Here is a 19421-nt window from a genome sequence, read left to right as displayed (position 1 = left end):
CTCCAACGAAGAAGGACCCCCATGCGGCTCGGCGTCTGCAACGCGATCCTGCACGACCGCCCGCTTCCCGAGGCACTGACGGTCGTCGCCGACCTCGGCCTCACGGGGATCGAGCTGAACACCGGCGGGTTCCTGCCCGCCGTCCACGTGCCGACCTTCGACGACATCCTCGAGAGCGACACCGCCCGCGACGACTTCCTCGGTATCTTCGAAGGCACCGGGGTGAGCATCGCCGGCCTCAACTGCAACGGGAATCCGCTGCACCCCCGGCGCGAGATCGGCGAGAAGCACGCGACCGATCTGCAGCGGTCGGTCCGGCTCGCCGAGAGGCTCGGCCCGCACCGCGTCGTCACGATGTCCGGCCTGCCGGGCGGCGAGCCGGGTGCCACCCGTGGCGGCCGGTCGGTCCGCCCCACCGGATGACCAGCGGCGCCCGAGCGGGTACACGCATCGTCTACCTCGAAGGTGCGCTCGGCGGCTTCCTCGAACTGATCGCGCCACCGCGACTTCCCTAGCGCGGGCCTGCTCGGTCGCTCACGGAATCCGCGTTCGGCACCCTCGGGAATGAGGAGCTCCCGACTCTCGCAGGGGTCTCGGCGGCGAGTTCGAGCCGGGGCTCCCACCTCGTCCCCGTGGCGAGCGAGAAGATCGACGCGGACGCCGCCGCGATCATCGACTCGATCAGCGCCGCACTCACGCCCGAGGGACTCCTCGAGCTCAACACCCGCAACGTCGAGGAGCAGGCATCCGCCGCGACCGTCACCCGCGACCGGCTCGCCGAGACCACCCTCGACTGAGAGAGACCTCGAGCCCCCCCCCCCCCAGCACCCGGAGCCGTCAGCGTGCGACTTCAGCCACGGGCCGCTCGGCGACGTCCGCGGAAGGCGACGATCCGGCCGTGTAGGAGGAGCAGCCGCGGCACGACCCGGTAGACGGCGAGCGGCATCACGACGGCGGTCAGGACGAAGGCCCGCAAGACAGGAGGCCACTCGTCCGCGACGAGGGCCAGCACTGTCATCCCGATGGTGACCAGAGGGAAGATCGCCAGCCAGGTCACGACCGCCCGGACGTGCACGCTCGCGACAGGGGAGGGCCGGTGATGCACGTGGGTCTCGTCGGCGGCGAGTGCTCTGCCGTCACGCTCCGCCGTGTCCTCCAACCGGTCTTCTGGACACGAACCCAGCGACACTCGGCGCCGGCTCAGCCCAGCTGATGCACGTGGATGTCGCTGCTCGACGTCACGCCGTTGAACTCGAGATACAGCTGCCCCTCGACGACCGACACGGTCAGCGTGTTGCGGCGCTCGAGTACCGCGACCGCGGCATCCAGGAACCCCTGGTCAAAGCTCTGCACGGTGATCTGCTCGAGCTGGTGGACGCGCTTGCCGGACCACGCCGCGATCACCTTCTCCGGGTTGCGATGCGTGTAGACCGTCGTGCGGTCGGCCAGCCTGCTCCCGAAGTGCAGTCGCTCGGCATCCGGCGCGCCCACCTCGATCCACGTGGTCAGCCTGCCGGTGAGATCGCGGACCAGCACCGCCGGCTCGGTCGCCGTCGACGAGATCCCCTCGCTGAAGGTGATCCCCTCCACGTATTCGAGGCAGTACGCGAGCACGCGCGTCATCATGTACGCGTCGGTCTCGGACGGGTGCCGAGCGGCCCGCAGCGTGATGTCCTCGTAGACGCCGCGGTCCACATCAGCCAGCTGTATCGCGAAGTTGTACATCACTGCGCCGGCTGCCATGCGTGCGAGCTTATGTCCTCTCGCTCATCGAGGAGCGCGAAGCTTCTACGGCGCCGGTGGGGGCATCGGGTTCGTGGCAGAGAAGCCCGTTCGTGCATGTTCCAAATAGAGAACTGACATGATCTCAATCATCAGCGATTGACGAAAAGGGTCCCGCCACCAGAGGCGCCAGTGATCGCGGGGGTTGAGCCGGAACCAGAGCTGTTTCCCGGACGGGCCGTCCGCGGACTCCACGGACGAGAACAGGATCGGGGAGGCGCTGCCCTACGAGGCGCCAGTCGCGGGCGCGTCCCCGCCCGATCTGCAACCGCCTCTATACACGCAACGCACTTCACGGGAAGCGGACGGTGTAGGCGCCTGAGCGAACGTCGCGGGTCTAGGTGCTGGTAGATCTCCCTCTGCCTCGCCATTTGCGCGGCGAGCACCGGAGCGTTGCCCTTCGGGTCGTCGGTCATCGCCAGGATTCGACGAGTACGTCGCCATCGGGAGGGTTTGTTCGGCGCGCGTCCGTGCTGGGGGGTAACGACCGAAACGCAAATCGACTTAATCTCGACCACCAGGAGCGGGGGCGTGAAGCGCCCGGGGGAGCGCGCAAGCCCTGTATCGCCCCCGAGCGGCCTGCGTACCGTCGCTGACGACCCCGCACCACTCCTCGAGGCACCGGACCGGTGCAGAACAGGTGACACCACATGACTCGCGAGCAGAACATCGCCTCCCAACAGGCCTTCGGCGAGGCGGTCAACGCCGGCGACTTCGCCGCGTTCGACGCACTCGTCGCGCCCGACTCTGTCGATCACGACCCGGCGCCCGGCCAGGCACCCGGTCCGGAGGGATACGCCGCGTTCTTCGGCGACCTGCGGACCGCGTTCCCCGACATGGCGCTCGAAGTCGAGAAGCTGGTCGCGGACGACTACAGCGTCGCGTTCGCCTACACGCTGACCGGCACGCAGACCGGTGTGTTCCAGGGCCACGCGCCGACGGGCAAGTCCGTGAAGATCCGCGGCATGCAGATCAGCACCTTCGTCGACGGCAAGCTCGCCGAGCGCTGGGGAAGCAGCGACGAGCTCGGCATCCTCACGCAGCTCGGCCTCGCACCCGGCGCCTAGCAAGCGGGACTCCGACGGGTTCCGAGGCTCGTGTGCAACCCGCGCCTCGGAGCCCGTCGAGCGGCGTCCACGCTCACGAACTGATATAATCTCGATTATCGGTGAACGGGCTCTCGGCGGGAAGGGGGTCATCGTCGCCCTACGGGAGCCAATTCATTACGTCCGGTCTGGCACTGACGCCGTCTACCTCGAGCCCGGGGGCTCCGCCGTCCTCGTTCTGCTCGAGGCGCTGCCCGCCCGCACCACCGCGAGCGTCGACGCGAACATCCGGCCGGCCCTCGTCGGAAGACCCGTCCAGGCGCTCGCGCGATCTGAGCGTGTCGCGGAGGCCTACGAGATCATCAAGCTCAGCGACGAGACGCGACGTGGCTCTACCCCGCCGTGCAGCTCGACGAGGTGCTCACCCGGATCCTCGGCCTAACCATCGCCGTCTTGTTACCGTGAACAATCTGCATTAGGTTCAGCGTGTCGACGAGGATCCCCTGTCCTCCCCGTAGTTCGACACGCGTTGCGCTACTCGCGCTTCCGCTTCCCCCACGTCGGATTCAGAGGCGAATCCGGAGAGGAACCGTCAATGTCGACGACCCCACGACCCCAGAGACCCGATCCCAAAGCGCTGCGCGCGCTCGTCACCGCCGCCGTGGCGACGGTCGCCCTCCTGGCCTCCTGCGCCGTTCCCGCGTCCGCCGCGACAGCAGCCGATGCGGTCCCGTCCCCGGAGCAGAGCCTGCTAGCGAGCTTCACCTTCGATGCGGCCCCGAGCAACGGCGCGTTCGTCGACCGCAGCACCCGCGCTTCCGTCCAGGGAGCAGCGAACCTGGTCCCCGGGAACACGGGCCAAGGAACAGCCGCGCGCCTCTCGTCGGCCTCGTGGCTCGACCTGACCGCCACGGACGGCAAGGCGCTCCTGGCCGGCCGGCAGAACGTGACGATCTCGTACGACAGCAAGCCCGACGCCGCGGCGAACACCGGCTGGGCCGTCTTCGCCGCCCGCTCCACCACGCGTCAGGAGTACGCCCAGGAGCACTACCTCGGCGTCCTCGACCGGACCTCGGGAATCACGGTCGAGCGGTACGACAACACGAACGGCCGGAACACGGCCGGCAACCTTGCCACGACGGCGACGAACGCCGCGTGGAAGCACGTCGATCTGGTCGTCACGGAGACGACCACGCGACTCTTCGTCGATAGGAAGCCGGTCGCTGTCAACGGCTCCGGTGTCCCGCTGAGCCAGATCCTCGGCTCCTCCGGTGGAGTCCTCCAGGTGGGGAAGGCGAACTGGGGCGGGGGAGAGTACTTCTCCGGCCTGATCGACAACCTCCGCATCTACGACCGAGCGCTCTCCGGCTCGGAGCTGGGCGCGGAGACCCCGGCAGTCACCTCTGACGCGGGCGCCGCACTGGCCGTGCCTGCCACCGTGCTCGGCGACCTCCCGTCCCGCGTCCTCGGCAAGCAGGTCACCTGGAGCGCCACCGGCGCCGGGGCGAGCCGCGTGCAGTCGAACGGAGCGATCGACACGTCGGGCCTCGGCACCGGGACTGCCGCCGTGACGCTGACCGCCACCGTCGAGGGCAGCAGCCAGACCTTCCGCTGGGACAGCCGCATCGCCGCCCCCGGCGGACGGATCGCGACCTACGTCAAGACGGTGACCACCACCGCCGGGACGAAGGACGACCCGCTGGCCTACAACGACGACCGCCGCGCCGACGCGCTGTACGCCGCGGCACTGCCCGCCGGCGGCAGCAGCTGGGAGCCGCTGAACCGCTCCCAGGCGATCCTGTATGTCGCCAACGACGGCGACCAGGGCGCGAGGCCGAACGCGCAGGTCGGGTCGCCGAGCCTCTTCCGCTACGCGAGCGGGGCCCTCGGCGCGGTGTCCGCGCAGAACAACGCGACCGACTCCGTCTACGTGTGGACCTCCCCCGAGGGGAGCACGTTCTCGCAGCAGCGCGCCGTGCGGATCGCTCCCGGCTCGGTCGTGACCGACCCGCGGATCGTGTTCGACGCCACGGCGCAGAAGTACAAGGTGTTCTGGACGGACCTGCTCACCGGTGAAGGACGGGTGACGGTCCTCGCCGATCTGACCACGAGCGCACCTCTCGGCGTCACCTCGAAAGCCGACACCCGGGTCCTCGGCGTCCAGGGCGCAGGACTCCCGTCCTGGGCCGCGCAGAGCCAGGCGAGCGACGTCACGCTGACGGCCGCCGAGTTCGACGTCTTCTACAAGAACTACGTCGACCTCCAGAACACGGGCGTCGAGAAGATCGACGCCACGATCGCCCAGGGAGCCGGAGCCGCCGGAGTAGCCGCTGCGCTCCCGAAGCAGGCCACGCTGAACTACAACGACGGATCGAAGAAGAGCCTCAACGTCGACTGGCAGGACGACCTCTCCGCAGTGGACACCACGAAGCCGGGCAGCTACCAGGTCTCCGGAACCGTCCAGCAGGACCCCGAGGAGATGGTCAGCGACGCCCGCGCCGATCCGCACGTCTTCTTCAACCCCGACGACGGCTACTACTACCTCACCGGATCGCACTACGGCCAGTCCTCCCTCGGACCGATCGAGGAGAGCTCGAGCTACCGCAAGATCGGCCTCAAGCGGGCCACGACGCTCGCGGGGCTGCAGGACGCGCCGGAGCAGATCGTCATCGACCCGGACAAGGGCACGCCCGGCAAGGAGGGGCAGTACCCGAACACGTTCTACGGCTGGGGCGGCTACATCTGGGCGCAGGAGTTCCACAAGATCAACGGCACCTGGTGGATCGTCGCCGGGATGAACAAGGGCTACGCACCCGTCGGCGGATGGTGCGACAACACCGTCCTCATCCCCTACACGGGCACCGACGAGTCCATCGCCGCCGGCGGCTTCTTCGACCAGACCAAGTGGGGCGAGCCCGTCGTCCTCGACGGCGCCGCGTTCGACGTCAACTACTTCGAGCGCACCGAGGCCGGCAAGCAGCAGGGCTACTGGGTCATTCCCTCCGGCAACCAGATCCTCATCGCCAAGGCGAAGGCCGGGCCGAAGGGCACCGTCCCCCTCGTCGACGGCGAGCTGAAGCGCGTGTACGGCGAGTCCCAGCCGTGGGAGATGGGCAAGCGGTCGCCCACGCCCAGCGACACGACCGAGGGTGCCGACCAGGCCGTCGTCGAGGCGCCGTTCATGGTGCAGCAGGGAGACGCGATCTCGATCACGTACTCCGGCGGCACGGTCGACAAGTACTACAGCCTCGGTCTCCTCACCACGACCGCGAACGCCGACCTCCAGGACCCGGCGAGCTGGAAGCAGACGCCCTTCCCGGTGCTCGACACCAACGACACCTTCACCGGTCGCCTCGGAGCGGACGAGACCCGCTACTACACGAAGCAGCAGGCCGGAACGGGACACAACTCGTTCGCGAAGGACGAATCGGGCAACCTCGTGCTCGCCTACCACGCCCGCCCTTACCAGGACCCGCACCAGGCCACCGACCCGCAGAACGCCGGTGGGCTGTTCGACTCCGACCGCAACACCTGGTTTAAGGGCGTCAACGTCCGCGCCAACGGCACCCTCGATCTGTCGCTGACCAAGAACCAGGAGGTGGCGCCGGGGAACCGGACCGTCACCGCGACCGTCGTCGTCCGGGGAACGACGTCGACGGTGACCGCGACCGCCACGTCGCGCTGCGTGGCAGGGAAGGCGATCGTCACCGTCGTCACCAAGAACACCGGTGCCGCCGCGGCGGTCGTCACCTGGGCGACGCCCTGGGGTGAGCGCACGCAGAGCGTGGGCGCGCAGAAGACCGCCTCCCTGGCGATCACGACCCGCGCCACCGCGATCACCGCGGGGACGCTCACCGGGACGGCTGTCGCCGGCGGCGCGAGCACGCCCGTCAGCGCGACGTACCCCGCCGCCCGCTGCGGCTAGACCGCGAGGAGGAGCGGGGTCGGCGTCCTGTCGACCCCGCTCCTCTTCGTCGTTCCCGCTCGCGGAGCGCCCCAGCGTCCGACGCGGCGCTCGATGCCGGTCGAGCAGCGCGCAGCGCGCATCGAGACCCGCGTTCTGCAGGACGTGGATCTCGATACGCCCTCTGCGAGCGCTACTCGATCAGCATGACGTCGCGCCGGCGTCCTGAGCGTGCGTGAGCGTCCTGCGGCAGCAGCCGTCGGCCGCGCAAGCGCGCACGCACACGTTGTGCACCCATGCTGGTCGAGTAGCCCCTTAGGGGCGTATCGAGACCCACCACCGCAAGAACGTCGGGCTCCTCCCCGCCCTGCGACGGCGCCGAGGGCGCCCCCTCCGCTCGAGACGCGCACGACGAGGGCTGCTCTGTCGGCATCGATCGGCAGCCGCGTGAGCAGCGGAGGCAAGACGGTCGAGGAACGACGAAGCGGACGTGCCGGACACCGCCCTCCCCAGGGTGCGGTGCCCGACACGTCCGCGGGAACTCCCGAGCGAGTGGCCCTGCTCGGCTCGGACGTCTCTGGAGTGACGGCTACATGCCGTCACTGATCATGGACTGCACCAGCTTCACGTGGCGCTCGAGGTTTAGCTGGCTGAACTCGCTGTTGTAGTTGAGGCCGTAGTTCAGGATGTGACCCACGGTGCAGTTGATCGTCGCGTCCGGTCCGTCCCAGGTGCGCAGCAGTGCCAGGGCCGAGTCCCAGCTGTTGTTCGCGCAGTTCGAGTTGAAGGTGGTCGACGTGCCCAAGCCCACCGTGTGCGAGATCTCGTGCATGGCGGTGCCCTCCACCATGTAGACGCGTTCCGTGCCGAAGCGGATCTGGCCGTAGATGTTCGCATCGGCCGTCGGGGTTCCGGGGCTGTACGAAACGGTCAGCTGGCGACCGATGTTGCTGAGGCGGTTGTAGCGGGCCACGGCGCGGTCCATCGCATCGGTGATGCGGGCGTAGGCGTCGGCCTCGTCCGCGGTCGGGCTCGCGGAGCGGTTCAGCGTCCAGGTGATCTTCTGCACGGTCGGATCGGTCAGTGCCCAGCGCTGGGCCTTGGAGCCGGTGCAGGTCCACTGCTGAACGGGGGAGCCGTCGAGCTGGCGGAAGTCCTTGTTGTCGAGGCAGAGGTCGCTGTGCCGATTGGCGATCTCGGAGTAGCCCCCGCCGACGGAGGTGATCCGCCATTGCTGGGCGGTGCTGCCGTTGCAGCTCCACTGCCGCACCTCCGAGCCCGGGGTGGTGCCGAAGTCGAAGTTGTCGAGGCAGAGGTTGCTGAAGGTGTTCTTGATCTCGGCGTAGCCGGTGCCGAGGTCGGTGACCTGCCAGCGCTGGTTGCTCGCCTCGGTGCAGCTCCACTGCCGCACCTCGGCTCCGGGCTGAGTGCCGAAGTCGAAGTCGTCGAGACACATGCTGCTGTGCTGATTGCGGATCTCCTGCGCCGCTCCGGTGCCGACCGGGGCGGTCGCCGCGACGGCAGGAGTGCTCACGCCGAGCGTCGTGAGGCCGACGGCGGCCACGATCAGAGCTCCGATCGTGCGGGGGGAGAGTCGGGACTTCGTCGTCCAGGACATGGAGTGCCTTTCGAGGACATCCGGCGTCCCCGAAGGGACGTGCGTGGTGGGGTCGCGGGAGAGCGCCGCCTCCGGATCGTCGGAGGGCGGCACGAGGGTGCATCGGAGCCGTCCGGGCTGGTGATCCGGAGGTTCCGTCGCGGGCCGGGTCGACGCTGCGGCTCTGATGGAGGCGAAGCGGCTGTCGACCGGATGTTGACGTGGACAACCCTCGACCGGTCACCGACTCGGTGTCAAGTGTCGTTCCCCAGGCGATCCGTGCCGAGGATCACGGTGCGGAAGGGCGGATTCCAGCCCTCGGGCGGAGAGAGCGCTTCCATCATCCGTGCCAGAAAGATCGGCGGAATCCCGGCATTGTTACCGTTAACAAAACTCGCTACAGTGACGGTCAGTGGTCGAGCGGTACGACGCTCCTCCCGGTCCACCCCCAGATCCAGCGGTTCGATGACGAGCCGGAGAGGACCGTCGACGATGACGACTCCACACCTTCCGCACGACGGTCGGCGCACCCCTTCTGACGGTGTCCGTCCCTGCTCCGCGGACCTCGCCGGCTCCCGCTCCCCGGTGAAGACCCTGACGCCGCTGGCGCGGCGCCCGTGACCCGGCGCCCCTGACCCGGCGCCCCTGACCGCGGCCCGCCCGGGCGATCGAGCCCGCGCAGGACGTCCGCCGCGGCGACCGGCCCGCTGGCGCCCCGCCGGAGGATCACACCCTCCGCCTCGCCCGCTGCTGCACGCGGACCACGTCCCGCTGCGACCTCGCTCGCAGCGCCTTCCTCTCCTCCCCACCCCCCTCACCTGAAGGACGACCCATGTCACGATCCCCCCGGCAGGAGCGCACTCGGCGCTCACGCCTCCCTCGAGCGGGCGCCGCGCTGACGCTCGCCGTCGCCTGCCTCGGCGGCGTCCTCGGCCCGATCGGCACCGCCGGCGCGGCCGAGAGCGTTCCCGCGCCCGTGCTGCAGTACTCGTTCGACGGCATCGGCGCGACCCTCGGCAACGGAGCCGTCATCGCCGATACGGCTCCCGGCAACCACCCGGGCACGCTCGTGAACGCCGGTGCCACCAGCGTCGCCGGGCCCTCCGGCGCGTCGGGCGACCGCGCGCTCTCGCTCCCGGGCGGCCCCAGCACGTCGGCCGCGCCGCACGTCCGCATCGCGCCGGGCCTGATCCCCGCCGGCACTCAGGACGTCACGATGTCCGCCTGGCTGCGCTGGAGCGGTGCTCCGGACTGCACCTGGCCCTTCACCCTCGGGTCGAGCGTCGACTCGCACGTGCTCGCCACCACGAAGTGCGGGCCTTCCGGCTTCGGCGCGATCAAGAGCGGCTCCGAGGTTCGGGGCGCCGGCAGCACGCCGGTCGCCGCGGACCGCTGGGTGCACATGGCGGTCGTCGTCAAGGGCGGCCAGTCGGTCTCGACCTACTTCGACGGCGCTCTCGTCGGCCAGGGCAGCACCACCTTCACCGCCGCCTCGGCGATCGGCACCTCCACGTTCTCCGGCTTCCTCGGCAAGTCCTTCTACGGCGCGGACGCCTACTGGGCCGGCGCCATCGACGACATGCAGGTCTGGACCTCCGCGCTCACCGCGGGCCAGGTGCAGCAGAGCGCCGCGAGCGTGCACTCCGTGCTCGCGAACCAGGACGCCGTCGTCTCGCTCGGCGACACCTCGAACGTGACCGCGAACCTGACTCTCCCCACGACCGGCGCCAACGGCTCCACGATCACGTGGACGTCGAGCGCCCCCGGCGTCGTCAGCACCAGCGGCGTCGTCACCCGGCCCGCCGCGGGTACCCCGGACGCGACCGTCACGCTGACCCCGACCGCCGTCCACGGCGGCGTCACCGTCGTCGGCCGTTCGACCACCGTCTTCGTCCCGGCGTACGCCGCCGGTGACAGCGCCGAGGCCGAGCTCGCCCGGGCCGTCGCCGACGGCATCAGCAACGACCCCGCCCTCGCCGGACCGGTGCGCGGCAGCCTGAACCTGCCCTCGACCGGAGCCGACGTCGCCGCCACCGCCGCGCGCGCGAACAGCTCGAGCGCCGTGGTCACCTGGACCTCGTCGAACGAGGCGGTCATCAGCTCCGCCGACAAGGGCACCGCGCCGAACGTCGTCGCGAAGGGATCGCTCACGCGTCCGTCCGCCGACACCACCGTCACCCTCACTGCGACGGTCACCGTCGCCGGCACCACCCCCCTCGTGCGGACGCTCACGCGCACCGTGCCGGCCGCGGCCCCCGTCGCCGCGTCCGACCTCGACGCGTACCTGTTCGCCTACTTCACGGGCGACAGCGTCGAAGGCGAGAAGATCCGCTTCGCCACCTCGGACGGCAACGACTCGCTCAAGTGGAAGACCCTGAACGACGCGCAGCCGATCCTCACCTCGACCCTGGGCACGAAGGGCCTGCGCGACCCGTTCATCTTCCGCTCGAAGGAGGGCGACCGCTTCTTCCTGATGGCCACCGACCTCTCCGTCGGCACCACCGGCTTCGGCGGATCGACCAACCGCGGCAGCCGCTACCTCGAGATCTGGGAGTCCACCGACCTGGTCAACTGGGGCCAGCAGCGCCACGTCGAGGTCAACCTGCCGAACGCGGGCATGACCTGGGCGCCGGAGGCCACCTACGACCCCACGATCGACGCCTACGTCGTCTACTGGACCTCGGCCCTCTTCACCGACAGCACGCGCAACGTGGAGGACGGCAACGGACCGCAGATCCTCACCTCCACCACCCGCGACTTCCGCGACTTCACCACCCCCGAGGTCTGGTTCAAGGCCGCCGACGTCCCCTCGCTGAACAAGAGCAACGGCCTGATCGACGCGACGATGCTCAAGGACGGCGACACCTACTACCGCTTCACGAAGGCGACCGAGACCAGCGGCTGCCCCTCGCCCGACATCATCGGACAGAAGTCGACGAACCTGCGCGCCACCACCGCCTCCGGCGCGTGGAGCCTGATCGACACCTGCATCGGCCGCACCGCCGGAACGCCGGAGGTCGAGGGTCCCGAGATCTTCAAGACCAACGAGGGCGATCGGTCCGGCTACAAGTACTTCCTCTGGACCGACAACTACGGCGGACGCGGCTACATCCCGCTCGGCACGAACTCGCTCGAGGGCGACATCCAGTGGACGATCCCCAGCAGCTTCTCGCTGCCGGCCTCGCCCCGCCACGGATCGGTCGTCTCCATCACCGCGAAGGAGCGCGACGCGCTCGCCGCGAAGTGGAACCCGTCGCTCCTGGTGACCTCGATCGACGCCGTGGCCCGGACCGTGCAGGCGGGATCGACGACCGTCGACCTGCCCGCGACGGTGGGCGCCACGTTCAAGGACGGCCACCGCGAGACGGTCGCCGTGACGTGGGAGACCGCTGATCTCAGCTCGCTGAAGAAGGCGGGGGACACCGTGCAGGTCCGCGGCCAGCTCGCCAACTCGGCCGCGACCCCCGCGATCGCCACGATCACGGCGACCGCTCCTCCCGGACCGTCGGTGGAGGCCTCGGCCTCGAACCGCTGCATCGCCGGCAAGGTGACGGTCACCGCGACCGCCACCAACACCAGCGGCTCGACCGTCGAGCTGACCGTCGCGTCGCAGTGGGGGAGCAAGACCTTCACCGGCGTCGCACCCGGCAAGTCGGTCACCGCCGCCTTCAGCACCCGCGCCGCCTCGGTCACCGCGGGTGACGTGAGCGTCACCTCGAAGGACGCGTCCGGCACCCGGACGGTCAGCGCACCCTACTCGGCACTCAGCTGCCGCTAGACCGAGATCCGGGAGGGGAGGAGCGCCGACCAGCCCCCCTCCCGGATCTCTCCACCCCGGAGCCCCGGCTCCTGTCCTCCGGGGAGCACGGACCGCAGCGTCCGTGCTCCCCGGGTCCCTCCCCTCGACGGAAGTAGACGAACAATGCGGTTCCGACGCACGACGGCCCTCCTGGTCGCCGCGAGCCTGACAGCGGGAGGTGCGGCGCTCAGCGCCGCGCCCGCACAGGCCGCGGTCCCCGGCCCGATCCTCTCCTACGACTTCTCCTCGACCGCGGCCGCCGGCGCGGCCGTCACCGCGGGCACGGCGCTCGCCGAGTCCGTGGCGGGACGCTCCGCCACGGTCCGCGGCACCGGAGCCACCACGGTCGTGGGACCCCGCGGCGGCACCGACCGCGCCCTGCGCCTCCCCGGCGGCGCCGCCGGGAGCTCCGCCGCCTTCGCCGAGATCGCACCGGGACTGACCACGGCGGCGACCACCGACGTGACCATGTCCGCCTGGCTGCGCTGGGAGGGGAACCAAAACTGCAGCTGGGCCTTCGCGCTCGGCCAGTCGACCGAGCGGTACCTCTTCAGCACCCCACAGTGCGGCGGGAACCTCATCGGCGCCGTCAAGAACGGCTCCGAGCAGCGCGCGGCCGATGCCGGTCCCGCCGCGACCGGCCGCTGGACGCACGTCGCCGTCGTGCTGCGCAGCGGAGTGAGCGTCTCGACCTACGTCGACGGCCGACTCGCGCAGACCACCCCGACCTCCGCGACCGGAGCGGCGACCGTCGGCACCTCCGCCTTCTCCGGCCTCCTCGGCAAGTCGTTCTACGGCCCCGACCCCCTCTTCGCCGGGGCGATGGACGACGTGCACGTCTACTCCGCCGCCCTCACCCAGGACCAGGTGCGCGAGGACGCGGCTCCGGCCGCTGCCGCGATCGCCGCCTCCGACGCCGCAGCCGCGACCATCGCGGTCACCGGCCCCGTCACCAGCGACCTCGCTCTCCCGACCCGCGGCGCCGGCGGCTCGACCCTCACCTGGGCGAGCAGCGACCCCGCGGTGATCGGCACCGACGGCTCCGTGCGCCGCCCGGCACCCGGCTCGGCGAACGCCACCGTGACCCTGACCCCGACCGCGACGTTCGCCGGATCCGCCGCCACCGGCACCGCGCGCACCGTCACCGTCGCCGCGGACACCGAGGCCGACGCCACGGCGCGCCTGCGCACCGCCCTCGTCGTCCCGCCGACCGTCGCCTCCGGCACCGCCCTGCCCACCGTCGCCGGGTACACCGTCTCGTGGAGCGCCGACGGCGCCGGCCTGTCCGACGGCCGCCTCGTGAACGACACGGCGACCGACCGGGCGCTCGCACTCAAGGCCTCCGTGAAGGTCGGCGCCACCACGCTGACGAAGACCTTCCGCACCACCGTCCTCAGCGCCTCCACGGCGAAGACCGTGGTGTCGTACACCCGGACGCCGACCGGCGAGGACAAGGCGAACCAGGACACGGTCGCCCGCGGCCTCCACCTGGCACTCGGCTCGTCCGTCGCCGACGCGGCACCGCTCTCGGGCAACTCGGGAGTCCTCTTCGCCGACGCCGTCTTCGTCGGCACCGACAAGGCCGACACCCGCGGCCTCGCGAACCCCTCGCTGTTCACCTTCGCCGACGGCACCGTCGGCGTGATCGCCACCCGCGTCCTGCAGTCGGGCGCGTCCGACGGCACCGGCGCCTCGAGCGCTCTGGTCTTCAAGGCCACGGACGCCACCGCGTCCGACTTCACCGAGCTCGGCCTCATCGACCTCGGCACCACCGGCGGCGTCGTCGCGCCGAAGGCCGTCTACGACACGGACCAGAACCGCTACCTCGTCTCCTGGACGGACTCCACCGGGGCTGCGAAGTACACGACCGTCACGGACCTCGCCCGCACCGAGCTCCGCGCGCAGGCGTTCTGGCCGAAGGACGGCGGCCGTCGCAGCGTCGTCGTGACCGACGGGAACCGCGGTGCGGTCCTCGGAGGAAGCCCCACCACCGTCGCCGCTCCCGACCTCTCCGGAGTCTCGGGCCGCGTCGCCGACGCTCTGCCGGGCGGCGCGCTGACCGTCTCCGGCACCGTCGCCGACTCGCTCGCGAAGAGGTTCGGCCGCACGGTCAACACCGGATCCTCGGTCGCACCGCAGACGATCGATCAGGGCGACACCTCCGCCCTGTCCGGAGTGAAGGCGCAGCTCTCCTACAACGACGGCTCGACCGGCAGCCTCGGCATCGACTGGAACCAGCAGCAGCTCGCCGACCTCGCCGCGAAGGGCCCGGGAACGTACGACCTCTCCGGGACCGTCCGTCAGCGGCAGTACAACGAGCCGTTCGCCTACAACCGCGCGGATCCGACGATCTACCGCTACGAGCGCAACGGGAAGACGCAGTACCTCTTCACCGCCACGGACGACACGAACAACGACAACGTCGCCTCGCAGCACCTGCCGATCCGGGTCGCCGACAGCATCGACCAGCTCAGCGACGACAACGGCGGACGCGCCCGCGAGGTGGACCTCCTCAACCGCACGACCCGGATGGACCGCACCGCCGAGGGCAGGGTGATCGCCGGCTGCTACTGGGCCCCCGAGATCCACGAGATCGGCGGCAAGCTCTCCATCCTGTTCGCCCCGTGCTTCAACCCGGACAACGACCAGTCGAACCAGGGCGGCGCATGGTTCACCGTGCAGGCGCACATCATGCAGCTGCGCGACGGCGGAGACCCCGCGAACCCCTCCGATTGGAGCGCGCCGCGCGCCGTCCTGAAGAGCGACGGGAGCGCCCTCGGACGCCCCGGCACGGGACGCAACATCAGCCTCGACATGAGCTACTTCGAGTCCGGTGGAACCGCCTACTACGCCTGGTCCCAGCGCTACGTCGACAACGGAGTGAGCGACCCGGCGACCTGGATCGCCAAGGTCGATCCCGCGAACCCCACCCGCGTCATCGGCGAGCCGACCCCGATCATCGTGCCCTCGCTGACGTTCGAGGACCACCTGTCCGAGGGAGCGTTCGCGATCCAACGCGACGGGAGGATCACGCTCGTCTACTCCAGCAGCGGCGTCAGCCCGAAGTACATCGTCGGCGGCGCCTGGGCGAAGGAGGGCAGCGACCTGACCGACATCGCCAGCTGGACGAAGTACGACGCCCCGCTCCTGCAGAGCGTCCCGATGCCCGACGGCGTGATCGACTACCGCACCTACGAGCAGGGACCCGGCCACGGCGCCGTCACCCAGGACGAGGACGGCAACGACCTGTACGTCTACCACACCTGGGGCAACGGAGTCGGAGGAGACGGCCGCGACACCCGCCTTGCCCGCATCCACTACGCCGCCGACGGCCGCCCGGTCTTCGACCTGACGCCGACCGAGGAGGTCGCGCCCGCGAACCGGACCGTGACCGCGAAGGTGACCGTCACCTCACCCCTCACCGTGACCGCGACCGCGTCCACCCGCTGCGTCAGCGGGAAGGTCGTCCTCACCACCGTGGTCAAGAACGACAGCCGCTCCACCATCGACGTCACCACGGCCACCGCCTACGGCTCCAAGACCGTGACCGGCGTCGCACCCGGCACGTCTGCTACGACCGCGACGACCACCCGCGCCGTCTCGATCCCCGCCGGATCGGTCGCCACGACGTCGACGGCCACCATCGACGGCAAGGTCGTCACCGCCCAGAAGAACGCCGACTACTCCGCGCGCAGCTGCCGCTGAGCAAGGGGGAGCGGGCGGCACGACCGCCCGCTCCCCGCACACCCACAACGGACATCACCACAGCCGACCCCAGCACCGTCACCGGAAAGACGAGGACCGACTCCATGCAGCACCGCAGAACAACCGTGACCTTCCTCGCCGCCGGCCTCCTTCTGACGAGCATCATGCAACCACCCGCTTTCACTAACCAGAACGACGGCATCCGCGAAGCACTGAACGAGACAAACGAGACCCCAACGGCCTTCGACGATCGCGACATCCTGCTGATCAACGGCAACGCTTTCGACCTCACCTGAGCCCCATCGACCCCGTCGCAAACAAGCGCTGGGCGACCCCCGCCTCCTGCGGTCTCCCGCCCGACAGGCAAGATCCTTCGCAAGTCGGATCGACTCCGCCCCCAAACACCCACCACACATGCCGTGCCGGCATCACCACCGGCCGAAGAACGGAAAATCCGCCATGAACACTCGCTCCTTCCTCCTCCGCGGAACCGCCGGCATCGCCGGAGGCCTGCTCCTGCTCGGCGCCGCCGGCACCGCCTTCGCCGACGAGCAGCAGGGCGCCGACGACGTCGACGTCAACGTGCAGATCGCGCCCCTCACCGGGGTCGGCGCCCTCTCGATGACCGTCGCGAGCGACTCCACCGCCCTGACCGAGAACGGCTCAACCGGCGCAGTCCGCCAGTTCACCGGCACCCTGCCCACCGTCACGATCACCGACACGCGTGACGCCGCGGACATCCCGGCCGGAGCGGGCTGGTACGTGCTCGGCACGGCGAGTGACTTCACCTCGTCGACCGGCGACACGATCGGCGCGGAGAACCTCGGCTGGGCGCCGAACCTGATCGACGGCGGCGACTCCGGACTCGTCGCGGAAGGCGACGTCGTCGACACCGCCCTCGACGCCGGACCGAACAACGTCGGCCTCGTCGACCAGGAGCTGCTCGCCATCACCGACGACAGCGCCGGAGTCGCGGAGGAGGGCTCCTGGACCGCCGACGCGGCCCTGACCCTCAAGACCCCGTCCACCGTCGACGCCGGCGACTACAGCTCGACGCTCACCCTCTCCCTCTTCGAGTGAGAGAGAGGGTTCCCGCTCCGTCCCGCAGGCGCCGCCTCCTGACGGCTCTGCCCGGTCGGGCGCGGCACCCGGGAGCGCGCAGCGTCTGCGCCTCCAGCGGCGACGTCGACACCTTCATCCTGATCGAGCTCGCACGAGGCGAGCACCTCGAGGAGAACCGCCTCAGAGCGGCGCTCGCGCACCGTCCCGACGGCCGCATCAGCCTCCTCGCTCTGCGCGCGCGCCTCCACGGCCTCTCGAGCCGAGGTCTGGTGCTCCTCGAAGGGCGCAGGAGAAGCACGGTCCTGCGCGCCGGACGTCTCTCGATCACGCGCGCCGGCAGAGCCGTCCTCGCGGCCCAAGCGCGGGCGCTGGATCTCCTCACCGAGGAGATCCACGTCGCCCTCCTCGGGGGAAAGCCGACTTACTGACATGGACGCGGTTCCAGAGACGATGTCCCCCTCCCCATGGCCGGACGAGAGCAGCGTGAGTGCGCTGCCGCGCTCGGCTCGCCGGCTGTCGTGAGCGGTGACGTGCCAGGACGCGGGGTGGGAACCTCCGGTGTGGAGATCGAGTGGCTCCTCGCGTCCTTCGTGAGGATCCTTCCCGGCGACGACGCTGCCGTGTCCGTTCTCGGCGCTCCCCATGACGCCCTGACGCTGGCGGCGACGAGTCGTCGAGCGGCGACACTCGACGAGATGCAGATCGACCTCGGTGAAGGGCCTGCCTGGGATGCACACCGCACCGACCGTGCGACCGAGATGCTCCTCGACGACGAGCGGCACTCCGCTGTCTGGCCGGTGTTCGGTCACTCCGCTGAGGCGGCCGGAGTGAGGGCAGCCCTCGCCGTTCCTCTGCTGGTCGGCACCTCGAGCATCGGCGCCGTCACCCTGTACAGCAGCGCCGCGATGCGGCTGGATGCTCAGCAGCTGCAGCTCGCCGGTCGCTTGGCGGGAACCCTGGCCAGGGCCGTGGCCGAGCAGATCGTGAGTCGTTCAGCGGACGACATGCCCGTCCGTGATCCCGCATTCTCGCGCCGAGAAGTGCATCGGGCGACAGAGATGGTGATGAGCCAGATGCGGTCGACGCCCGCGGACGCCCTGGTGGTGATCCGCGCCCACGCGTTCGCTGAGAGCATCGGAGTACGCGACGTGGCCGCACTGGTCATCGAGCGAGCGCTCGATTTCTCTCGCGATCCACCGGCCTGAGCCAAGCGTGAATTCACATGCCGGTAACACGCCGGTCACAGGAGGTCGTGGTCGCTCTGCTTTCCTTGACGAGTCCTCGGCGAGGGCGCCCGCAGACGTGATGACTGTCTGACGGGGAGGCACTCTCGATCGTATGCATCGATCTCTGGAGTCTGACGCGCCGGGTCGTGGGCCAGTCCTGGCCCCGCGGTCCTCTCGCTCATGACCGCGTCATACCTGCTCAGCAAGGAGACGGAATGTCCAGCGCACTGATCGTGATCGATATGCAGAACGGTTTCATCCACCCGGAGGGATCGCTCCCGAGCCTCGGCTTGGGGATGCCCGGTGTCGAGGCCGTCATCGCCGCGAACGGAGAGGCGATCGCTGCGGCCCGTGCTGCGAGCATCCCCGTCGTCTACACCCGGAGCGTCTTCCGTCCCGGAATGGTCGATCTGCCGATGCGCATGGAAGGCCTCCTCCCGCCTGGCTTCGAGATACTCGAGCGCGGCAGCTGGGACGCGGACATCCACACGGACCTGACACCTCACGAGGGCGAGGCGGTCATCGACAAGAACCGCTACGACGCTTTCCTGAACACCCCGCTCGAGCAGGTTCTCCGGACGCTGAAGGCCACGTCCGTCCTGGTGACCGGAACAGTCACCTCGATCTGCGTGGAGTCCACGGTGCGGTCGGGCTACATGCGCGACTTCGACATGTACGTCGCCTCCGACTGCGTCCTGGGCGCTCCGGGGCAGCACGAGGCGTCGCTGGCCATCATGGGCGCCGCGTTCGCGACCGTGTTGCCGTGGCGCGAAGCGATGGCGGCGCTCACTGAGAGTGCCGTCCCTGCCGCATCGGCAGCGGCGTGACGCTGACCGAGACGACAGGGCGGGTGAGCCTTGCAGGCAGCGGAACCCGCATCGACATGAGACGGAAGTCGGCGGCCGACCTGTCCTGATCCTCCCGTTCAGAACCTCGCCCTTCTCGGGGTCGAGAACGAGGACGCCGGAGTGGCCTCCGCTGTCGTCAACTCCGTGTTCCACATCGGCGGGTCCATCGGGCTCGCGGTGTTCACCGTGTTCTACGCGAGTACCGCGAACTCCGCCATCGCGTCCGGAACGGCCGAACTCGCCGCGTTCACCGACGGCTACAAGGCCGTGTTCCTAGCCGCGGCAGTGACCATGGTCGCCGCCTCCGTCATCGGATTCCTCCTCATCCGAGGGAAGAAGGAAGACCTCAACCCCGCCTGGGACGAGGCGGAAGTCGCCCTCGTCCACTGAGACGATCCCGCTGGGGCGGGCCGATTCGTGCAGCAGCGACGCGCCGGCTCGCCCCTTCGTGT

The 19421-nt window shown here is 69.9% G+C and carries 15 protein-coding genes and 1 pseudogene; 11 read left to right on the top strand and 5 right to left on the bottom strand.

Going from position 1 to position 19421, the window contains the following annotated elements; all coding sequences use genetic code 11:
- Positions 1 to 21: 21 nt before the first annotated feature.
- Both GSU72_RS09565 and GSU72_RS09560 read left to right on the top strand, forming a co-directional pair.
- Positions 22 to 390: pseudogene (locus tag GSU72_RS09565) on the top strand (TIM barrel protein); the annotation flags it as partial.
- A 242-nt stretch (positions 391 to 632) separates the two neighbouring features.
- Complete coding sequence (locus GSU72_RS09560) at positions 633 to 797, top strand: hypothetical protein (RefSeq protein WP_159984806.1); 165 nt, start codon at positions 633 to 635, stop codon at positions 795 to 797.
- Between the two features lie 53 nt (positions 798 to 850).
- Here the strand turns inward: GSU72_RS09560 and GSU72_RS09555 are convergent, their stop codons facing one another.
- Together GSU72_RS09555 and GSU72_RS09550 are read right to left on the bottom strand one after the other, a co-directional pair.
- Positions 851 to 1159: a hypothetical protein gene (locus GSU72_RS09555; protein WP_348272843.1), complete on the bottom strand. Its 309-nt coding sequence runs from the start codon at positions 1157 to 1159 to the stop codon at positions 851 to 853.
- Between the two features lie 41 nt (positions 1160 to 1200).
- Entirely contained in the window at positions 1201 to 1743 is a 543-nt protein-coding gene (locus GSU72_RS09550; protein WP_159984804.1) for a YaeQ family protein, read from the bottom strand.
- Positions 1744 to 2432: 689 nt separating this feature from the next.
- Here GSU72_RS09550 and GSU72_RS09545 point away from each other — a divergent pair.
- Both GSU72_RS09545 and GSU72_RS09540 read left to right on the top strand, forming a co-directional pair.
- On the top strand, positions 2433 to 2849 hold the full coding sequence (locus GSU72_RS09545) for an ester cyclase (protein ID WP_159984803.1): 417 nt from the start codon (positions 2433 to 2435) through the stop codon (positions 2847 to 2849).
- A gap of 574 nt (positions 2850 to 3423) precedes the next feature.
- Positions 3424 to 6753, top strand: coding sequence for a family 43 glycosylhydrolase (locus GSU72_RS09540; protein WP_159984802.1), 3330 nt, complete (start codon positions 3424 to 3426; stop codon positions 6751 to 6753).
- Between the two features lie 568 nt (positions 6754 to 7321).
- On the opposite strand, the gene GSU72_RS09535 is transcribed toward GSU72_RS09540, so the two are convergent.
- Both GSU72_RS09535 and GSU72_RS09530 read right to left on the bottom strand, forming a co-directional pair.
- Entirely contained in the window at positions 7322 to 8350 is a 1029-nt protein-coding gene (locus GSU72_RS09535; RefSeq protein ID WP_159984801.1) for an RICIN domain-containing protein, read from the bottom strand.
- 233 nt (positions 8351 to 8583) lie between these two features.
- A complete protein-coding gene (locus GSU72_RS09530) occupies positions 8584 to 8775 on the bottom strand; it encodes a hypothetical protein (protein ID WP_159984800.1) in 192 nt (63 codons plus the stop codon).
- Between the two features lie 386 nt (positions 8776 to 9161).
- Here GSU72_RS09530 and GSU72_RS09525 point away from each other — a divergent pair, with 386 nt between their 5' ends.
- The 4 genes from GSU72_RS09525 to GSU72_RS09510 all read left to right on the top strand — a co-directional run bounded on the left by GSU72_RS09525 (position 9162) and on the right by GSU72_RS09510 (position 16913).
- Positions 9162 to 12107, top strand: coding sequence for an immunoglobulin-like domain-containing protein (locus GSU72_RS09525; protein ID WP_159984799.1), 2946 nt, complete (start codon positions 9162 to 9164; stop codon positions 12105 to 12107).
- A gap of 144 nt (positions 12108 to 12251) precedes the next feature.
- A complete protein-coding gene (locus GSU72_RS09520; RefSeq protein ID WP_159984798.1) occupies positions 12252 to 15833 on the top strand; it encodes a LamG-like jellyroll fold domain-containing protein in 3582 nt (1193 codons plus the stop codon).
- Positions 15834 to 15958: 125 nt separating this feature from the next.
- Positions 15959 to 16129 carry a hypothetical protein gene (locus GSU72_RS09515; protein ID WP_159984797.1) on the top strand — a complete coding sequence of 57 codons (171 nt, stop codon included), beginning with the start codon at positions 15959 to 15961 and terminating at the stop codon, positions 16127 to 16129.
- Between the two features lie 163 nt (positions 16130 to 16292).
- Positions 16293 to 16913, top strand: a complete 621-nt coding sequence (locus tag GSU72_RS09510; protein ID WP_159984796.1) for a hypothetical protein — start codon at positions 16293 to 16295, stop codon at positions 16911 to 16913.
- Here the strand turns inward: GSU72_RS09510 and GSU72_RS09505 are convergent.
- Positions 16877 to 17290: a hypothetical protein gene (locus GSU72_RS09505; RefSeq protein ID WP_159984795.1), complete on the bottom strand. Its 414-nt coding sequence runs from the start codon at positions 17288 to 17290 to the stop codon at positions 16877 to 16879. The two genes, GSU72_RS09510 and GSU72_RS09505, sit on opposite strands and share 37 nt — an antisense overlap.
- 69 nt (positions 17291 to 17359) lie before the next feature.
- Between GSU72_RS09505 and GSU72_RS09500 the strand changes: the two genes are divergently transcribed.
- The 3 genes from GSU72_RS09500 (at position 17360) to GSU72_RS09490 (ending at position 19359) form a co-directional block, all read left to right on the top strand.
- Positions 17360 to 18100 carry a GAF and ANTAR domain-containing protein gene (locus tag GSU72_RS09500; RefSeq protein ID WP_159984794.1) on the top strand — a complete coding sequence of 247 codons (741 nt, stop codon included), beginning with the start codon at positions 17360 to 17362 and terminating at the stop codon, positions 18098 to 18100.
- Positions 18101 to 18336: 236 nt separating this feature from the next.
- A complete protein-coding gene (locus tag GSU72_RS09495; protein WP_159984793.1) occupies positions 18337 to 18948 on the top strand; it encodes a cysteine hydrolase in 612 nt (203 codons plus the stop codon).
- 141 nt (positions 18949 to 19089) lie between these two features.
- The gene (locus GSU72_RS09490) at positions 19090 to 19359 is read left to right on the top strand and encodes a hypothetical protein (protein ID WP_159984792.1); all 270 of its coding nucleotides are present in this window, start codon (positions 19090 to 19092) and stop codon (positions 19357 to 19359) included.
- Positions 19360 to 19421: the final 62 nt, after the last annotated feature.

It is taken from the genome of Rathayibacter sp. VKM Ac-2760, assembly GCF_009834185.1.
Lineage (GTDB): Bacteria > Actinomycetota > Actinomycetes > Actinomycetales > Microbacteriaceae > Rathayibacter.
The sequence above is the reverse complement of the archived record's forward strand: the minus strand, read 5'-3'. Positions and strand labels throughout refer to the sequence as shown.

Bases quoted from the DNA above. Each gene is read 5' to 3' on its own strand.
- GSU72_RS09525 (WP_159984799.1), top strand. From the start codon at position 9,162: ATGTCACGATCCCCCCGGCAGGAGCGCACTCGGCGCTCACGCCTCCCT.
- GSU72_RS09520 (WP_159984798.1), top strand. From the start codon at position 12,252: ATGCGGTTCCGACGCACGACGGCCCTCCTGGTCGCCGCGAGCCTGACA.
- GSU72_RS09545 (WP_159984803.1), top strand. From the start codon at position 2,433: ATGACTCGCGAGCAGAACATCGCCTCCCAACAGGCCTTCGGCGAGGCG.
- GSU72_RS09540 (WP_159984802.1), top strand. From the start codon at position 3,424: ATGTCGACGACCCCACGACCCCAGAGACCCGATCCCAAAGCGCTGCGC.
- GSU72_RS09500 (WP_159984794.1), top strand. From the start codon at position 17,360: ATGGCCGGACGAGAGCAGCGTGAGTGCGCTGCCGCGCTCGGCTCGCCG.
- GSU72_RS09535 (WP_159984801.1), bottom strand. From the start codon at position 8,350: ATGTCCTGGACGACGAAGTCCCGACTCTCCCCCCGCACGATCGGAGCT.
- GSU72_RS09510 (WP_159984796.1), top strand. From the start codon at position 16,293: ATGAACACTCGCTCCTTCCTCCTCCGCGGAACCGCCGGCATCGCCGGA.
- GSU72_RS09495 (WP_159984793.1), top strand. From the start codon at position 18,337: ATGTCCAGCGCACTGATCGTGATCGATATGCAGAACGGTTTCATCCAC.
- GSU72_RS09550 (WP_159984804.1), bottom strand. From the start codon at position 1,743: ATGGCAGCCGGCGCAGTGATGTACAACTTCGCGATACAGCTGGCTGAT.